Annotated in this window: 18 protein-coding genes; 13 read left to right on the forward strand and 5 right to left on the reverse strand. The window is 42.6% G+C overall.

Going from position 1 to position 16,940, the window contains the following annotated elements; translation table 11 throughout:
- The first annotated feature begins 11 nt into the window (after window positions 1–11).
- Both IM515_RS01200 and IM515_RS01205 read left to right on the forward strand, forming a co-directional pair.
- Complete coding sequence (locus IM515_RS01200) at window positions 12–188, forward strand: DUF4089 domain-containing protein (protein WP_002740449.1); 177 nt, start codon at window positions 12–14, stop codon at window positions 186–188.
- The gene (locus tag IM515_RS01205; RefSeq protein WP_287629800.1) at window positions 185–1,501 is read left to right on the forward strand and encodes an AtzE family amidohydrolase; all 1,317 of its coding nucleotides are present in this window, start codon (window positions 185–187) and stop codon (window positions 1,499–1,501) included. Before IM515_RS01200 ends, IM515_RS01205 begins: the two co-directional genes overlap by 4 nt.
- On the opposite strand, the gene IM515_RS01210 is transcribed toward IM515_RS01205, so the two are convergent.
- Entirely contained in the window at window positions 1,498–2,658 is a 1,161-nt protein-coding gene (locus tag IM515_RS01210; RefSeq protein WP_287629799.1) for a glycosyltransferase family protein, read from the reverse strand. The genes IM515_RS01205 and IM515_RS01210 overlap by 4 nt on opposite strands.
- A gap of 165 nt (window positions 2,659–2,823) precedes the next feature.
- Between IM515_RS01210 and IM515_RS01215 the strand changes: the two genes are divergently transcribed.
- From IM515_RS01215 to IM515_RS01250, 8 genes are all read left to right on the forward strand, one after another.
- Window positions 2,824–4,101 carry a glycosyltransferase gene (locus tag IM515_RS01215; protein ID WP_287629798.1) on the forward strand — a complete coding sequence of 426 codons (1,278 nt, stop codon included), beginning with the start codon at window positions 2,824–2,826 and terminating at the stop codon, window positions 4,099–4,101.
- Window positions 4,088–4,879 (forward strand): MOSC domain-containing protein, encoded by a 792-nt coding sequence (locus IM515_RS01220; protein ID WP_287629797.1) that lies wholly within the window; start codon window positions 4,088–4,090, stop codon window positions 4,877–4,879. The genes IM515_RS01215 and IM515_RS01220 overlap by 14 nt, the downstream gene beginning before the upstream one ends.
- 61 nt (window positions 4,880–4,940) lie before the next feature.
- Window positions 4,941–5,063: a hypothetical protein gene (locus IM515_RS01225; protein WP_287633150.1), complete on the forward strand. Its 123-nt coding sequence runs from the start codon at window positions 4,941–4,943 to the stop codon at window positions 5,061–5,063.
- Window positions 5,064–5,164: 101 nt separating this feature from the next.
- Window positions 5,165–6,226, forward strand: a complete 1,062-nt coding sequence (locus tag IM515_RS01230) for an Mrp/NBP35 family ATP-binding protein (protein ID WP_002740457.1) — start codon at window positions 5,165–5,167, stop codon at window positions 6,224–6,226.
- 21 nt (window positions 6,227–6,247) lie between these two features.
- Window positions 6,248–7,528, forward strand: a complete 1,281-nt coding sequence (gene rodA, locus IM515_RS01235; protein ID WP_287629795.1) for a rod shape-determining protein RodA — start codon at window positions 6,248–6,250, stop codon at window positions 7,526–7,528.
- Between the two features lie 10 nt (window positions 7,529–7,538).
- Window positions 7,539–7,760: a DUF2283 domain-containing protein gene (locus tag IM515_RS01240; RefSeq protein ID WP_052277127.1), complete on the forward strand. Its 222-nt coding sequence runs from the start codon at window positions 7,539–7,541 to the stop codon at window positions 7,758–7,760.
- 42 nt (window positions 7,761–7,802) lie between these two features.
- A complete protein-coding gene (locus tag IM515_RS01245) occupies window positions 7,803–8,780 on the forward strand; it encodes an MvdC family ATP-grasp ribosomal peptide maturase (protein ID WP_287629794.1) in 978 nt (325 codons plus the stop codon).
- Window positions 8,781–8,885: 105 nt separating this feature from the next.
- A complete protein-coding gene (locus IM515_RS01250; RefSeq protein WP_287629793.1) occupies window positions 8,886–9,860 on the forward strand; it encodes an MvdD family ATP-grasp ribosomal peptide maturase in 975 nt (324 codons plus the stop codon).
- Between the two features lie 353 nt (window positions 9,861–10,213).
- Here the strand turns inward: IM515_RS01250 and IM515_RS01255 are convergent, their stop codons facing one another.
- The gene (locus tag IM515_RS01255) at window positions 10,214–10,747 is read right to left on the reverse strand and encodes a GNAT family N-acetyltransferase (protein ID WP_287629791.1); all 534 of its coding nucleotides are present in this window, start codon (window positions 10,745–10,747) and stop codon (window positions 10,214–10,216) included.
- Between IM515_RS01255 and IM515_RS01260 the strand changes: the two genes are divergently transcribed.
- The gene (locus tag IM515_RS01260; protein ID WP_287633148.1) at window positions 10,738–10,860 is read left to right on the forward strand and encodes a hypothetical protein; all 123 of its coding nucleotides are present in this window, start codon (window positions 10,738–10,740) and stop codon (window positions 10,858–10,860) included. The genes IM515_RS01255 and IM515_RS01260 overlap by 10 nt on opposite strands.
- Window positions 10,861–10,956: 96 nt before the next feature.
- Here the strand turns inward: IM515_RS01260 and IM515_RS01265 are convergent, their stop codons facing one another.
- The 3 genes from IM515_RS01265 to IM515_RS01275 all read right to left on the reverse strand — a co-directional run bounded on the left by IM515_RS01265 (window position 10,957) and on the right by IM515_RS01275 (window position 14,554).
- Complete coding sequence (locus IM515_RS01265; protein WP_287629789.1) at window positions 10,957–13,020, reverse strand: ABC transporter ATP-binding protein/permease; 2,064 nt, start codon at window positions 13,018–13,020, stop codon at window positions 10,957–10,959.
- A gap of 158 nt (window positions 13,021–13,178) precedes the next feature.
- Window positions 13,179–13,433: a DUF7219 family protein gene (locus IM515_RS01270; RefSeq protein ID WP_002771824.1), complete on the reverse strand. Its 255-nt coding sequence runs from the start codon at window positions 13,431–13,433 to the stop codon at window positions 13,179–13,181.
- A gap of 176 nt (window positions 13,434–13,609) precedes the next feature.
- Window positions 13,610–14,554 (reverse strand): NAD(P)/FAD-dependent oxidoreductase, encoded by a 945-nt coding sequence (locus tag IM515_RS01275; protein ID WP_287629787.1) that lies wholly within the window; start codon window positions 14,552–14,554, stop codon window positions 13,610–13,612.
- A gap of 97 nt (window positions 14,555–14,651) precedes the next feature.
- Here IM515_RS01275 and IM515_RS01280 point away from each other — a divergent pair, with 97 nt between their 5' ends.
- Both IM515_RS01280 and IM515_RS01285 read left to right on the forward strand, forming a co-directional pair.
- Complete coding sequence (locus IM515_RS01280; protein WP_043996993.1) at window positions 14,652–15,479, forward strand: YaaW family protein; 828 nt, start codon at window positions 14,652–14,654, stop codon at window positions 15,477–15,479.
- A 1-nt stretch (window position 15,480) separates the two neighbouring features.
- Window positions 15,481–16,749 (forward strand): O-antigen ligase family protein, encoded by a 1,269-nt coding sequence (locus IM515_RS01285; RefSeq protein ID WP_287629784.1) that lies wholly within the window; start codon window positions 15,481–15,483, stop codon window positions 16,747–16,749.
- Window positions 16,750–16,940: the final 191 nt, after the last annotated feature.

Genomic DNA, 16,940 nt, shown 5'->3' on the forward strand with positions numbered 1-16,940 from the left:
GAACGAAATCTATGAATAACCCCGAAGAATACGTTATAATCATGGCGAAAATCCTAGATTTAACCATTCCCGATCGCTATTTAAATTCTGTGGTTGAAAACTGGCAACGCTTGCAAGAAATCGCCAGTTTAGTGACAGAATTTCCCTTAGAGGATGACGGGGAAAGCGCCCTCAGCTTTGAACCATGACTATTTCTGTGTGCAATTTAGCTCGATCGATCCAAAATCGTCAAACTAGAGCCTTAGAAGTTATTAGCCAGACTTTGGCGGAGATAGAGGCGAAAAACGGCCATTTAAATTGCTTTACCGACATTTTACACCCTAGAGCGCTCGCTCAAGCCCAAAAAATCGATCAAGCGATCGCTAATGGGGAATCCGTCGGTGTCTTAGCAGGGGTTCCCTTCGCCGTCAAAAATCTCTTTGATATCAAGGGTATTGTCACTCTTGCCGGTTCCAAAATCAATCGAGATCACCCTGCTGCTGGACAAGATGCGATCGCTATACAAACCCTAGAAGCGGCCGGGGCAGTTTTGGTGGGGGCGACCAATATGGATGAGTACGCCTACGGTTTTGTCACCGAAAATGCCCATTATGGGGCCACTCCCAACCCCTGCGATCCTAGTCGCGTCTCGGGGGGATCCTCTGGCGGCTCCGCCGCTGCCGTTGCCGCTAATTTAGTGCCTCTCGCCCTCGGTTCCGACACTAATGGTTCCGTGAGGGTTCCCGCCGCTTGCTGTGGCGTGGTGGGGCTAAAACCCACCTTTGGGCGCGTATCCCGTCAGGGGCTATTTTTGTTCGTTAGTAGTTTAGACCATCTGGGATTTTTTAGCGACAATGTGGCGGATATGACGGCTATTTGGAGTCTTTTTGCCAAAAATAACCTTAAAGCTCCTTTAAGTGGCTTAGAGGGCGTAAAAATAGCCCTTGCCGACGATTATTTTCAGCAGGGAGCCGAACCGGAAGTATTCGAGGCGGTGACAGCGATCGCCGAACGTTTAGGAGTTACCAAAAAAATCACCATTCCCGAAACCGTCCGCGCCAGGGCAGCCGCCTATATAATTACCGCTTCCGAGGGCGCAAATTGGCATTTACCGCGTTTACAGACCAGATTAGAGGATTTTGACCCCGCAACCCGGGATCGCTTCTTGGCAGGGGCATTAATTCCCTCTAGCTGGTATTTGCAGGCTCAACGTTTTCGCCGTTGGTATCGCGATCGTTTGCGAGAGATTTTCAGCGAAGTTGATATTATTCTCACCCCGACAATTCCCTGTATTGCGCCGCCGTTAGGAGTAGAAAAAATGATTATTGACGGGCAAGAGCTATTAATTAGACCTAATTTAGGCAGATTTACCCAACCTTTTTCTTTTATTGGTTTACCTGCCCTTTCTTTGCCGATTAAACGTCCATCCCAGCTACCTTTAGGTTTGCAAATCATCGCCGCTCCCGATCGCGAAGACTTAATCCTAAGAGTAGCCAGGGTTTTAGAGGAAATGCTTGCCTAAGAATCCGCTTCAATCACATCTAACCAAGCGGCGGCCGATCGCTCCCAGGTGTCATTTAGGGCAATTTGACGACATCTTTGGCGCTCTTGGGTTAAAAGCTGGGGATTTTTCAGTAATTCGACGATTTTCCAGGCTATAGCTTCCTGAGTAGCCGGATCGGTTACTTCCCCCGGCACTTTCACACAGTAGTCTTTTTCTCGAAAAACAGCAAAATCCGTCACCACTGGCAGACAACCCACCACTGCCGACTCGCGCACGGAAATACAATCGATCTCACGATAGGTGCAACCGTAGTAATGAATAGCAGAGCGCGCTTTTTCCTCGATTAGTTGACGATAACCCATCATTCCGCGATCAACTACCCCCGCACTAGCTTTAATCAAAGCGATTAAATTATCCCGCCATTCCTTGCGATCGCCAATTTCATCCCGTTTAGTAAAACCATAGTAGAGATGTAACTCGGCTGCGGGAATTGCCGCCTTGATAATCGGCCAGCCATACTTTAACATCGACTCTAGGCCGCGATAATAACGAGAGGCATAGACTAGACGATAGGGAAGATGCTCGCTTTCTGGCACCGTCTCACTTACAGCCAAAAGGGAAGTATCGATACCATTAGGAACAATCGGACATTGATGATCGGGACAGAAATCCAGTAAATCCCTTTGATATTGGCTTTTACAGAAAATTTTGTCGTATCTAGCCAAAATTTCGGGGGTATAGGAGGCTGCCGGCACTTTAATATCTTGCCAATCAAAAAAAATTCGTTCTGCCTTGGTACCCGGACGGCAATAGGTGGGATGACGAGAGATCACCAATGTCTCAAAGTGATCTTGCCAATTCATCTGGTAATAATTAACATAGCGAATACCGTCCTGTTCCCCTTCCATACCCTCACAATTGCCAAAAATCGTCACTTTATAGCCGCGTTTCGTCCATTCTTGCGCTAAAAAAGCCACCGATGCCTGGGTGCCACTGGCCCCCCGTTGCCAAATTTCCGCCGGAAGCATGGGACGATATTTTTCTGTGTAAATAACGATCGATTTTTTCGGCCAACGACGGGCGCTCAAACGTTGTTTAATTTGAAATAGGGAAGGTGCGCTGGCTCGTAGCCATTGTTTGAGATTAGATTGTAGGGATGGAGTAGCTTGTGACACTCTTTTTCTCCAAGATCGAGGGAAAATAGGGGCGATGGGTGATAGAGTCTTAGTTTCTCGAATTTAACTCGATTTCTCGACTCAGTAGAACAATTCGAGCCTATCATATAATGGGTTCAAGTCAAAAATCAATCTTTTTATTGCCAGCTATCGACAAGGAAATCTATGAAAATTGTCATCCCGATCGTGTTTTATCGCAAAGGAGGAGTAGAAAGAGTCATTATCTCTTTAATACCTAGCTTATTAGAATACGTCGAACAAATTATTATCGTTATCCCTCGTAATGAAATTGAATATTTTAAGTCTTTGATGCCCGATTCCGATAAACTTATCTACGAAGATTTTGCTTTTTATCCCCAGAGTTTTGAGACAAAATTAATCTATTTTTATGGTCTTCTAGCGAATTTTTATAAAACCCTAAGACTGACTTCGATTCATCGTCTTTTCTCTCGTAGAATTGAACTTTTACGCATCGAGACAAGAATCAATCAGATTATCAGTCGTTACCAAGCTGATCACTGTTTGTATGGAATGACTAATCGGATTTCTCCTCCTAATGTCAAGGTTACTTTAAGTGGCATTATTTATGATGTCTTTTGGCAATTTGCTCCCTTAACTTACTCAGAATCCTATCAAGAACCCTACAATGAAGTCTTAAAAGAATGGTTAGATCAGGCCGATCTACTCTTCACAATTTCCCAAAAAACTAAAGACGATGTTTTAAAAGTTTTTCCCAATGCTACCTATGCTAGTAAGTTAAAAGCTGTACCATTAGCGGGATTTATCGAGCAGTCTAATCCCAAAAGTGATTTAGTCAAAAGTGAGCTAGTTACCTTTTATTTTCCCTCCTCTTTTGGTATCTACAAAGATCATCTGACTTTGCTCAAAGCAGCCATTACACTAGCTAAAAAAAGTTTAAAATTTCAAATAGTTTTTATTGGTAAAGAAACCGATAATCTAGTTAATGGAAATCTGCAATTGTCTCAACAGTCCAAAACCCAAGAATACCAAGACTATCTCACAGAATGTACCCAACTTTATCAGGAAAATAAAGAAATTTTCCAGAGTCATATCAAGGGATTAGGTTATCAAGACTATGAAACCTTACAATTTTATTATCAAACCTGTTCCTCTGTGGTATTTCCCTCAAAATACGAAGGTTTTGGATTGGCAATAGCAGAAGCAATTTTACAAGGTATTCCCGTTATCGCTTCCGATTTAGAAGTGTTTCAAGAACAGGTAGAATTATATAATTGTCCCGAAAGAGTGCAATTCTATCCTAGGGGAGATGCGGACAGTTTAGCCAACTGTTTAGAACAATTTATCCTCAATCCAATTCCTCGCTTGTTACCCGAAGATATTCCCAATAAAATTAATCTCTGGACGTGGGAAGATGTGGCGAAAAAATATGTAGAACTACTGAAAGAAAATGCAGGTTACTGATCTCTATATCTACCCGATTAAATCCTGTCGAGGTATTCAATTATCCCAAGCTGAAGTGACTCCTAAAGGTTTACTCTGGGATCGAGAAATGATGTTAGTGGATGGCAAGGGTAAATTTATCACCCAAAGAGAATATCCGCAATTAGCCACCGTTTCTGTCACGATTACAGGAGATAAATTTTCTCTGAAAACATCTCAAGATTCCCTGACTTTCCAGCCTAATTTCACAGGAGAAAAAAGAGCGGTTCAAATCTGGGAATCCCAAACCATAGCCATGGATCAAGGGGATGAAATCGCCGAATGGTTTGAGAAAATTCTCGACATTCCCTGTCGTTTAGTGCGACAATCTCCCGATTATCCACGTCCTGCGAATCCCCGCTATGCAGGGAACGATCATACTCCCGTCAGCTTTGCCGATGGTTATCCAATTTTATTAACTAATACTGCTTCTTTAGAGGACTTAAATCAGCGTTTAGTTGCACCAGTGCCGATGAATCGTTTTCGTCCTAATATTGTTATTAGTAGCGATCGAGCTTTTAGCGAAAGTAGTTGGCAAAAGATCACAATTGGAGAGATAAATTATGCCCTAGTTAAACCCTGTAGTCGCTGTATTATCACCACCACCGATCAAGAAACAGGTAGGAGAAATCCCCAACAGGAACCTTTAAAAACCTTAAGCACTTTTCGCCGTTTCCCCGGGGGCATCATGTTCGGAGAAAATGTCATCCCCGAAAAGACAGGTACAATTAAAGTCGGCGATCCTATTACCGTAATCTAGAGATATAGAGATATAGGGGGAATGGGGGAATGGGGGAATAGGGAAGTGGGGGAATGGGGAAATGGGGGAATGGGGAAATGGGGGAATGGGGAAATGGGGGAATGGGGGAATGGGGAAATGGGGAAATGGGGGAATAGGGAAGTGGGGGAATGGGGGAATGGGGGAATTTCAACTAAAACCCTAAAACCCTAACACCCTAAAACCCCAACACCATCCAACACCCAACCCCCACAAGGTTAAGATAAATAACCATAAGAACAATACTTGACTAGAGACACTGAAACCATGCCCCTTGATACCGCATCGATTTTAGAAGTATTACGTCCCGTTCAAGATCCAGAACTGCAAAAAAGCTTAGTGGAATTGAACATGATCCGCAATGTGGCGATCGATGGCGGAAAAGTTAGCTTTACCCTAGTTTTGACCACTCCCGCCTGTCCTTTGCGCGAATTTATCGTGGAAGACTGCCAAAAAGCCGTTAAACAGCTGCCCGGGGTGGAAAGTGTCGCCGTGGATGTAACTGCCGAAACCCCGCAACAAAAAGCTTTACCCGATCGCCAAGGCGTGGAGGGGGTTAAAAATATTATCGCCGTTTCCAGTGGTAAGGGCGGTGTGGGAAAAAGTACCGTGGCTGTCAATATCGCCGTCGCCTTGGCTCATTTAGGGGCAAAAGTGGGGCTATTAGACGCGGACATCTACGGCCCCAACGCCCCGACAATGTTGGGCTTAAATGACGCACAAGTGACCGTACAGGGTGCAAATGGCGAGATATTGGAACCCGCTTTTAACCATGGCATCAAAATGGTTTCCATGGGCTTTTTGATCAACCCCGATCAACCGGTAATCTGGCGCGGTCCGATGTTAAACGGCATTATCCGTCAGTTTCTCTATCAAGTCAACTGGGGCGATTTAGACTATTTAATCGTCGATATGCCTCCCGGTACCGGGGATGCACAATTAACTTTAATTCAATCGGTCCCCCTAGCCGGTGCGGTGATTGTCACCACTCCCCAGACGGTTTCTTTAATTGATGCGCGTCGGGGTTTAAAAATGTTCCAACAGCTAGGGGCGCGGGTTTTGGGTATCGTGGAAAATATGAGTTATTTTATCCCCCCCGATCAGCCCGATCGCTCCTATGATCTATTTGGGTCCGGTGGTGGGGAAAAAACCTCGCAAGAATTGGGCATTCCTTTACTGGGATGTGTGCCTCTGGAGATATCCCTCCGGGAGGGCGGTGATACTGGTGTACCAGTAGTTCTAGGGCAACCAGAATCGGCCTCAGCTAAAGCCCTGATAGCGATCGCTCGTCAGGTGGCGGCGAAAGTATCCGTGGCAGCCTATAGTTAGTCAGTAAATGTGGGGAGAGAAATGGTGAGAAGACAGTCCCTTGTTAGTAGGAAACTAAGCGGTTTTAGTGAGCAGTTTAGCTTTATTTTCCGGGATATAGCCCAAATTGATTGGCTTTTGTTCGTTTTGGTGACGGGTTTAACCGTTTTCGGTGGTTTAATGATTCGTAGTGCCGAAAGACATACCACTGCTCTCGACTGGTGGCAACACTGGTTATTCGGATGCGTGGGAGTGGCGATCGCTTTATTTCTGGCCCGTTGTCGTTACGAAAGTATGCTGAAATGGCACTGGTTAACCTATCTTCTCACCAATCTCTCCCTAATCGCGGTAATTATCCTAGGGGTGACGGCGAATGGGGCGCAAAGTTGGATTAATATCGGCAGTTTTAACGTGCAACCGTCGGAATTTGCCAAGGTAGGTTTAATTATCACCCTGGCAGCCCTCCTACATCATCGTCCCGCCGATAATCTTTTTGCGATCGCTCGTGTCTTTGCCGTCACTGCCATCCCCTGGGTGTTAATTATGGCGCAGCCGGACCTGGGGACAGGATTAGTCTTTGGTGCAATTACCCTAGGCATGATTTACTGGGCTAATGCGAAACTGCCTTGGATGATTATCCTCTTATCTCCCCTCGCATCGGTTTTTCTGTTTAATTTACTTTTTCCTGCTTGGATTGTTTTAGCAATTATCATCGCTGTACTTGCTTGGTTTACCCTTCCCTACCGTTTTTTATCTACTTTCCTCGTGGTGGCAACTAATTTGGCAGTGGGTAAATTAGGCGAGGTTTTTTGGGGTTTATTAAAAGAATATCAAAAAGATCGTTTAACCCTATTTCTTGACCCAGAAAAGAATCCTTTGGGGGGAGGTTATCAATTAATTCAGTCCCGCATTGCCATCGGATCCGGAGAATTATTGGGACGGGGATTACACCAAGGCACCCAAACCCAATTAAATTTTATTCCCGAACAACACACCGATTTTATCTTCACCGTAGTCGGGGAAGAACTCGGTTTTGTCGGCAGTATTCTAGTTTTAATAGCTTTCTGGTTAGTTTGTTGGCGTTTGTTAGTCATTGCTAATACTGCTAAAGAAAACTTTGGTTCTTTAATAGCGATCGGTGTTCTCTCGATGATCGCTTTTCAGGCAATTCTTAATATTAGCATGACCGTGGGATTAGCCCCGATTACAGGGATTCCTCTACCCTGGTTAAGTTATGGACGTTCATCTTTATTAACCAATTTTATCGCCTTGGGTTTAGTGGAATCCGTGGCTAATTATCGCCCCCGTAAGCGTTTGTACTAAGGAGAACGCCATGAAAGTGACCTATGATCCAGTCGTTGATGCTCTCAAAATCACCTTAAGTAATGTGCCGATTGCAGAAAGCGACGAGCAGAGTCTGGGGGTGATTCTCGACTATGACCAGTCGGGGAACGTGGTGGGGTTAGAAATCCTCAATGCTCAGGAGCGGATGGACAATCCCCAGTCTTGTGAATATTCAATTCTGACCACTAAACCGGAATTAGTCGCCACTTAAGACAGGCAAAAAGAAATTTAAATATAGGAATTTCCCACTGATATGAAAGAATCGCCTAAAGTTGTTTTATTGTTGACCCATAGCGGCGATTTTTTTACGATTGACCGCGTGGCTGAGGCGATAGAAAAAAAAGGAGCCACACCTTTTCGCTTAGATACTGATAAATTTCCCTTAGAGGTTCAACTAACGGCCCAATTTAATGGGAAAAAAAGTTTTTATCAATTAACCTATAACCATCAATCTATTGATAGTGAACAGGTGCAATCTGTTTGGACAAGACGTATTTGGCAACCTGAACTAACAGGGGATTTAGATCCTCAGTTTCGGGAGGCTTGTGTGCGAGAATCCCAGACGACTTTGGCTGGTTTTTGGGATAGTTTAAGGTCAGCGCGTTGGTTAGATAATTTAGTGCAAATTGAGAAGGCTAAAAATAAGTTATTACAACTTCGTTTGGCCTCAGAAGTTGGCTTGATTATTCCCCCCACTTTAGTGACCAATAATCCCGATGCTGTCCGGGAATTCTTTTCCCAGGTTCAGGGACGAATGGTGAGTAAATTGTTAACTGCGATCGCACGCAGTATGGAGTCGCCGGAATTTTTTCTTTATACCAGTAGGGTGAAAGCAGAAGACCTTGAGGAAGCGGAATCTTTACGTTATTGTCCTATGGTTTTTCAAGCGGAAATTCCTAAACAATTAGAATTGAGAATTGTCGTGGTTAATGGACAAACATTTGTGGGTGCTTTAGAATCTTCTCAGTATAATCATTCAGCCGTAGATTGGCGAAGACCGGGTATTGATCCAGGTGCTTGGCAACATCATACTTTACCTGATTCACTATTGCAGCAAATTCAGATTTTTATGGCTAATTTAGGGTTAAATTTTGGGGCATTTGATTTTATCTTAACTCCCGCAGGAGAATACGTTTTTTTAGAAGTTAATCCGGGTGGTGAGTGGGGAATGTTAGAACGGGATTTAGATTTACCTATTTCTCATGCGATCGCTGATTTTTTAGTATGCTAAAAATCAAACCAAAACCTAATCAGGATTTTGAGGATTTTAGGATTATCAAGATTCTCAATCCCAAATCTAATCAGGATTCTCAATCCCAAATCATCAAGGAGATTTATGACCGTTTTACTTATTACTTTTAGCAACGATAATGAAAGTATTCCTCTGGTAATCAAAGCCATAGAAGCCATGGGTAAAAAAGCCTTCCGTTTTGATACCGATAGCTTCCCAACAGAGGTAAAAGTTGATCTTTACTCAGGGTATAAAAAAGGCGGAGTTATTACCGATGGAGACCAAAAATTAGAGCTAAAAGAAGTTTCTGCTGTCTGGTATCGACGCATGAGATACGGACAAAAATTACCCGATGGGATGGATCGTCAATTTCGCGAAGCTTCTCTTAAGGAATGTCGGTTAAGTATTCGAGGAATGATTGCTAGTTTATCTGGCTTTCATCTTGATCCAATTGCTAAGGTAGATCATGCCAATCATAAACAATTGCAGTTACAAGTGGCGCGACAATTAGGTTTATTAATTCCGGGGACTTTAACTTCTAATAATCCTGAAGCTGTCAAGCAATTTGCTCAGGAGTTTGAAGCGACGGGAATTGTGACTAAAATGCTTTCTCAATTTGCTATTTATGGAGACAACCAAGAGGAAATGGTTGTTTTTACCAGTCCTGTTACTAAGGAAGACCTAGATAATTTGGAAGGTTTGCAATTTTGTCCAATGACTTTTCAGGAAAACATTCCTAAAGCCTTGGAATTACGCATCACTATCGTCGGTGAACAAATATTTACGGCGGCGATTAATTCCCAACAATTAGACGGTGCTATCTACGATTGGCGAAAAGAGGGAAGAGCGCTCCATCAACAATGGCAACCCTACAATTTACCGAAAACTATTGAAAAACAACTACTTGAATTAATGAAATATTTCGGTCTTAATTATGGTGCAATTGATATGATTGTCACACCAGATGAACGTTATATCTTTTTAGAAATTAATCCCGTTGGCGAGTTTTTCTGGCTAGAACTTTATCCTCCTTATTTTCCCATCTCCCAGGCGATCGCTGAAGTCCTCGTCAACTCATAAACCAACAAATACAGAGCCAGAGTATTTGATCGCATCTTTGCTCGTTTTTTATCTGCGGACCTAAATCCGTTGAGTAACGCACAGAAAACGGGTTTCTCGGAGAAACCCGTTTTCTGCTCATGCAAAAGGCTTCGGCCGTGAGCTCAGCCGAACGGCAAAAAGGGGAATAAATAATCAGTCTTTAATAACCGGATTTAGTATGACTCCCTACTGACTTGAAAGAGGGTGTAGGGTGTGGGGTGTGGGGAGAATAAATAAAAATAATCTCCCGTCTCCTGTCTCCTATCTCCTGACTACTGACTACTGACTACTGACTACTGACGACCGGCTCCTAACCCCACCAACAAACTTTTTCAGCAAACCCTACTTAATTTCCAGACCAGGACTTTCTCTCGTGCTTCTATCAGATTCATGCCGATTTTTTCTAAAACTCGCTTTGAAGCTATATTATCGGGAGCGCAGCCAGCGGTCACTGTTTGCATACCCGGTTGAGAAAGTGTCCAGTCCATCATTGCTTTTGTCGCCTCAGATGCGTAGCCTTTTCGTCGATATAACGGCGCTACTTGATAACCAATTTCTACAGCATCTGTGGGTAAACCTGTAACATCAGGAATAATTTTGACCATCACATGACCAATAAGAGTATTGTCTGCTTGATGAATAATTAAACTCCCCCACCCCCACTCATTTTGTAAGGGGAATTGCAGCAAAATATTCGCAATATCAGGGAAAGCTTGAATCAACTCTTGTTCGTCCCAGTCAGCAGCAACTTTTACCCCCAAAATTGTTACTAATTCATCGATACCTATAATTGCTGCTTTCAGAAGTTCAAGCTTTAAGGGGACTAAATATAATCGTTCCGTCACAAGTTTTTCCAGTGCTTTCATTTGATAAAACTCCTATACCAGTTATCAGTTATCAGTTATCAGTTATCAGTTATCAGTTATCAGTTATCAGTTATCAGTTATCAGTTATCAGTTATCAGTTAGTAGCTTGTTAATCAACTTAGCCAGCAAAAACCTCATTCTCTAGTTCTCCTGAGAGGGGGAAGTCTGAATACTCTGTCTCAATTTCAATCTATTTGTCACCCCATTAGCTATATTCTCACCCATTTTAAGGCTTTTGGGTCTTTATCGTAACGATAATTAACCCCATCTTTAGCAGTAATGATTTTACCTAAACTGGCACGACTCCGGACGTTACTTAAAGAATAGTCAGTTAGGGACTGCATTTGTTGATGGGACAAACCTTCCGTTATTTCAGAAACTCCTGTAATCTCCCCATTATGCTCAGGTTTAACCTCAGACAAAGGCTCTATTTTTACCGCCGAAAAATTTTCTGATTTTTTTGACATCATTACCAGGTCATTAACTTTTTTGCGCTGATAATCTTCTACAGTTGACAGCTGCCAATGGGAATTTTCTGTTAACTCTAAGACCCATCGATGATAATTAAATAAACTTTCCCGATGACCAACACTAATAAAGGTGGTTTCACTTTCCTGTAATTGCTGATATAAGCTGGCTTCATTTACCAAATCTAAAGCGCTGGTTGCTTCATCTAAGATAGTAAAAGTAGGTTTAGTGATTAATAGTCGAGCAAAAGCTAGTCTTTGCTGTTCTCCGAGGGATAAAATCTGTTCCCAGTTGACTTGTTTATCTAAGCTATTTTTGTCGGTTAATAAATGTTGAAGATTGACTTTTTTTAAGATATTTTCTAAATCTTCATCGCTCAGCTGCTCATTGGTATGGGGATAAAGTAATTGCTGGCGTAAACTGCCAAGGATAATATAAGGACGTTGGGGTAAAAATAACATTTTAGCTAAAGGAGGACGAACTAAACGACCACTACCCGCTTTCCATAAACCGGCGATTGCTCGTAACAAGGAACTTTTTCCTCGACCACTGGGGCCAATAATCAGTAGGCTTTCTCCCAAAGGGACAGAAACCGATAAATTTTCCACAATTACCCTTTCATAATCGGGAGTTTGTAGGGTAAAATTTTCAAAGGCTAGACGATTATCTTCCAGGGTGATAATACGACTTAAGTTTTTCGGCTCTTCACTGGCAACTTTTAAGGCATCTGTCAAGGTAGCTAACCGTTCAATATAACTGGAAACTTTACCCGATGTTCCCCATTCAGTAATTAATTGTCCCAAGGCATTAGAAAAAAGAAAACAACATAAACTAGCTTGACTAATTTCTCCATAATCGATTTCGTTTTGAATAAACATCGGGGTCAAAATAAACATTGAAAATACACTAATCGCTGACTGATAACCTCGATTAAAAAGATTATTAAACCGTTCCCAATTTATAAGTTTTTCCGAGCTTTCAATAACCCGTTGAAAACGACCTTCAATGATTTTTTCTTCCTGCTCTTCTCCCTGAAAAAAAGCAATTGATTCGGCGTGGTTACGCACATGGGTTAAAGCATAACTATAATCCGCCTTATCATTAAGCTCAGATTGATTAATTTTGTTTAATTCTTGAGTTAGATAAATTGCTATTAAATTTCCTGCGATCGTATAAATTATTAGATAAACCGCAATTTGCCGAGAAATTGTCCAAAGAATAATCGCAAAAGTAATCATTTGTAACCCTTTTTCCACGAAGGTAATTAAAAACCTCATGGTCATGGTCGTAATTGGTTCAATTTCTTGAGATAATCTTTGATCGGGATTTTTTAAAGCTGAGGTAAAATCAATGTTATAGTAAGCGCGATCATTGAGATATTTTTTGACGGTTTGTTTCGTTAACCACTTATACCAATCTAAGGCTACTTTGCGACGAATAAATTGAGAAAAAGCAAATAACCCCGTTGTTCCTATAATCAACAAACTGGATAACCACAGCGTATTGAGATATTTAGAAAGGTCTCTATCTTCAATAATAATATCGAGTACATAACGATTCCAGTAGCTACTAAAAGCTTCTACCCCGACTGTTGCCAAGATACTTAAAAGGATCAAAGCTGACATTCCCCAAGAAATGATCACATCTCCAAAGGCGCGTCCATTTAACTCCGTTGGATACCAATAGGGTTGAGCGACAATTTTTAGGCTTTCCCAAAATTGACCAAATAGTGAAAAGGGATTCTTGGCGGACTGGTCGGACACAACAGGGTTTTCCGTTGCTTGTTTAGTAGTATATTGAGGCATCTAGATCCAATTGGCAGTTCTTTTACTGTTCTCTTGACAACTCGCTATCATATTGTAGCGGCAGAATTACCTCTTGTTGTCTTTTGTTGACATTTTTATCTAGAAGTAGCACTTTAGATACTGATTACTGTTTACTGATCACTAAAAAACCCCATCTCTCAATCTCCGTCATCCTCAAAATGATTAGCTAGTAGGAATTTTTGACTGGTATTCAACTCTTGCCAAAGCTGGTTAATTTTCTCGTAAGCTTCCGTGGAGGTAAGTTTTCCCCCCGTGTGTAAACCAGCGATAAAAGAGACTCTCAGGGCGAATTCCTGCAAATTAGCGTTAAAAACCAAATTTTGTGGCGTGAATAAACCCCTGTAGCTGGTTTTAGGGTAGAGAAAGTTATCTTTAGAATTGAATTTTTCCATTGTGACCAACCCCCCAGTATAGGATACCTACATTATTATATTACTTAACCTTTTGTTAACTTAAGCTTAACCTAAGAATTTGAACTTGTCTCTAGATTCTAGGAGAGTAGCTGCTGAACTTGATTAGGACGTTGGGTTTCATGCTTCAACCCAACCTACGTTCTGTACCTAGATTCTTAAGAGAGTAGCTGCTGAACTTGATTAGCCGCCGCTATCCCAGAATTTAAGGCCGTTTCTAGGGAAGAATTTCTCGATAAATCTCCCCCTTGACACCAATCACCACAGGCAACTAGAGGTAAAGGACTATTAACACTTAAACAGGGTACAGCTAAACCCTGACGGACTAAAGCATAACGCCAACGGTGAATCTGAGACCAATCCGGGAGAGGCAAAGAAGCACGAGCGAGCAAATCTAGCGTAACTGCTTCTAAATCCTCGCTATCGAGATATTTAACCGCAAAATCTCCACTACTATGCACAACAAAGACATAATCAGGGGATGATTGCCGTTTACTGCTATCAAGTCCTAACCAAGCGATAGCGGTGGAGGGAGTCACTGCGGGTAAAGAATCGCCATAACCTGCCATAACCGTTAAACAGGGATCGTAAACGATTGATCGCAATTCTGGCATAGTAGTTATATGAGAGTTTTCTAACAATAACGCTGCTTGCGGGGCGGGAATAGCCAGGACAATCACCGAAAACTCCCCCCGAATTTGACCGTTATTGTTTAAAACCCATTTTCCCTGACGATTTTCCAGACGAGTAACCAGAAAATCTCGTTCAATTTCTAAACCTTTAGCTAAAAATTTCGCCACGCTATTGATGCCAGAAGGAGCAACATAGCTAGAATCAAACCAAGAAGTAACTATATTCTCTCTCAGAAGATTATCAATTAAAGCCGCCGTTTTTTCCCCCTGAACAGTCAAAAAAGGCAAGCCATGATCCACAGCAATCTCTTGATTAGCTCGATTAACCCGTCGCGTGGCTAAACGACCACCAATGCCTCTAGACTTATCAAATAGCTTAACAGTATAACCTCGATCGCACAACTGACGAGCGCAGGTTAACCCGGCTAAACCCGCACCAATGATCCCAACCTTAATCGAAAAATTTGTCACTAGCCTTCCTAATCCTGTGAACCCTTGAGTTAATATTAGTAGTAATCAGCACTAGCGAAACTGATTTGATTATTGGGGCTGAGGAGGAAAAACCACATTGGACGAACTACGCACAGCTTTGGAGTTAGCCACCGAGGAGGAACTGCAGCAAATCACTAACATCCTCTTTTGCCGTCGTTTTAACCCCCTCGATTATCTACGAGCGCCGGACGCAATCGCCGTTCAAAGTCAAGATTGGGAAAGTTGGTTAGATAGCGTCGAGGATCGTTTTCGTTATCTGGCTGCCGATGGTGTGACAGTATTAAAAGGTCAAACGGAAAAAGTTAGTTATCGTCAAATTCTAGTTCGTGTCTGTCATTTCCTCAAGGTTCCCTACTCCCAAAAAATGCCGACAACGGAAATTGAAGCGGAAATCTATCTTCACCTCGTTAACAAAGCTTGGAAACGTCTCCCCCCATCGGAACAAAAATCCCTCTCGATTCAAATTCAAAAAGCGCTCGCGGATTCCCACACTCCCCAACCCTTACCCGTTCACCTACAACACAATCCCCTTGATATAGTCCTCAAAGGCAGTAGCGTCATCGCCATTAATTCTATCCTGAAACCGATTCTGCTCAAACATATCGCCGGGCAGTTCGCTCTTCATTTTGTCCGCTATCAAGGGGCAAAAACTGCTGTAGTCCAGGGTGGGGCAATTGTTAATCAAATCGCCCTACAAACGGCTAAACAGGGCATGACTAGGGCGGCGGCCCGCTACGGAGCGGTCAGAACCGTGTTAAGTTTGGTAGGACCGGCTTTATGGGGTTGGTTTATTGCTGATCTCGGTTGGAAAGCGATCGCCACTGATTACGGCCGGATTATCCCGACTATTTTTGCCCTTGCCCAAATTCGTCTGACTCGTGAGGATTGTTGGCAACCTGCCTAGCATGAAAAAGATTTTTTGTCAAGGGTGGGAGTGGAATTTAATACTTTTTTCAGTTTTTATCGCTATGATGCTGCCGGAGTTGGCGGGTATCGGCATTATTATCGTGTTAATTAGGGTTTTTACCGGCAATTTTCGGGCAATTATCCAGTCACGTCTCAATCAAGGTCTCGGTATCGTCACACTTTGGTTAATGATTAGTGCCAGTCTTTCCCCAACTCCGGGGGATGCTTGGATTGGTTTAGGAAATTTCCTGCCTTTTTTCTTCTTTTTTAGCAATATCAGACAATTAATTAAAAAACCCTCTCAGTTGCGTCAACTAGCTTGGGTGATGGTTATTCCGTCGGTTTGGGTAGTGGTGATGGGATGGGGACAAATTTTTCTCGGTTGGCAAAAACCGGAAGCATTAAAAGGGATTTTTACCTGGCCCTACGGAGCGGGGGGCGAACCTTTAGGTCGGATGTCTTCGGTTTTTATGTATGCTAATCTTTTGGGGGCTTATTTACTTATAACTCTGATTTTAGCGTTCGGTTTATTAATTCTAACTTGGCGGCAGTGGCACAGACAAAGAAATAACCTTTTAAATCTCAAAGTCGGGTTTTTAACTTTAACTATATTTATCGATAGTGTAGGGCTATTTTTAAGCAATTCTCGCAATGCTTGGGCCTTAGCCTTTTTAGGTTGCCTAATTTTCGCCCTTTATCTGGGTTGGAATGCCTTAGTCGCTGGTTTTGTCCTCTTGGGAGGGGTGATTTCCCTTGCTTCTTGGGGACCAAATCCTTTTAGGGATAGTCTGCGTTTTTTGGTTCCTAGGGCGATTTGGGCGCGATTATCCGATGAAATGTTCCCTAATCGCCCTCTAGCTACTCTCAGAGCAACCCAATGGCGTTTTACTCTAGAAATGACCCAAGAAAGACCCCTATTCGGTTGGGGATTACGCAGTTTTACACCTCTCTACGAAAAAAGTCAGGGATTGTGGTTAGGTCATCCCCATAATTTATATTTGATGTTAATGGCAGAAACGGGAATTATTGGCTTAATTTTATTGTCTGTTTGGGTGGGTTGGATTTATGCCCAAGGGTGGCGTTTATTAATCTTTTTACGACAACAAAAAGCCGGGGGTGAGTTAATTATCTTTACCTATCTGGTGGCCTTTGGTGCTTGCGTTTTATTTAATCTCGTCGATGTCACCCTCTCCGATGTCAAGATTAATACTATTGTTTGGCTTCTCTTGGCTGCCATTGCCGGAGTGAGTCAAAGGTTAAATTATTAATTATGAATTGGGGAAGTGGGTAATTGGGGAAGTGGGGAAGTGGGGAGAGGGAATTATGAATTATGAATTATGAATTATGAAGTGGGGTGTTGGGGGAGTGGGGTTTTAGGGTTTTAGGGTTTTAGTGGAAATTACTCTATCTCCCCATTACCCTATTCCCCCATTTCCCTATCCTCTTCTAACTGATAACT

Source organism: Microcystis sp. M44BS1 (assembly GCF_020244875.1).
Lineage (GTDB): Bacteria > Cyanobacteriota > Cyanobacteriia > Cyanobacteriales > Microcystaceae > Microcystis > Microcystis panniformis.

Excerpts from the sequence above, each read along its gene's own strand:
- IM515_RS01200 (WP_002740449.1), top strand. The coding sequence starts at position 12 with ATGAATAACCCCGAAGAATACGTTATAATCATGGCGAAAATCCTAGAT.
- IM515_RS01205 (WP_287629800.1), top strand. The coding sequence starts at position 185 with ATGACTATTTCTGTGTGCAATTTAGCTCGATCGATCCAAAATCGTCAA.
- IM515_RS01215 (WP_287629798.1), top strand. The coding sequence starts at position 2,824 with ATGAAAATTGTCATCCCGATCGTGTTTTATCGCAAAGGAGGAGTAGAA.
- IM515_RS01220 (WP_287629797.1), top strand. The coding sequence starts at position 4,088 with ATGCAGGTTACTGATCTCTATATCTACCCGATTAAATCCTGTCGAGGT.
- IM515_RS01225 (WP_287633150.1), top strand. The coding sequence starts at position 4,941 with ATGGGGGAATGGGGAAATGGGGGAATGGGGAAATGGGGGAATGGGGGA.
- IM515_RS01230 (WP_002740457.1), top strand. The coding sequence starts at position 5,165 with ATGCCCCTTGATACCGCATCGATTTTAGAAGTATTACGTCCCGTTCAA.
- rodA (WP_287629795.1), top strand. The coding sequence starts at position 6,248 with ATGGTGAGAAGACAGTCCCTTGTTAGTAGGAAACTAAGCGGTTTTAGT.
- IM515_RS01240 (WP_052277127.1), top strand. The coding sequence starts at position 7,539 with ATGAAAGTGACCTATGATCCAGTCGTTGATGCTCTCAAAATCACCTTA.
- IM515_RS01245 (WP_287629794.1), top strand. The coding sequence starts at position 7,803 with ATGAAAGAATCGCCTAAAGTTGTTTTATTGTTGACCCATAGCGGCGAT.
- IM515_RS01250 (WP_287629793.1), top strand. The coding sequence starts at position 8,886 with ATGACCGTTTTACTTATTACTTTTAGCAACGATAATGAAAGTATTCCT.
- IM515_RS01255 (WP_287629791.1), bottom strand. The coding sequence starts at position 10,747 with ATGAAAGCACTGGAAAAACTTGTGACGGAACGATTATATTTAGTCCCC.
- IM515_RS01265 (WP_287629789.1), bottom strand. The coding sequence starts at position 13,020 with ATGCCTCAATATACTACTAAACAAGCAACGGAAAACCCTGTTGTGTCC.
- IM515_RS01270 (WP_002771824.1), bottom strand. The coding sequence starts at position 13,433 with ATGGAAAAATTCAATTCTAAAGATAACTTTCTCTACCCTAAAACCAGC.
- IM515_RS01285 (WP_287629784.1), top strand. The coding sequence starts at position 15,481 with ATGAAAAAGATTTTTTGTCAAGGGTGGGAGTGGAATTTAATACTTTTT.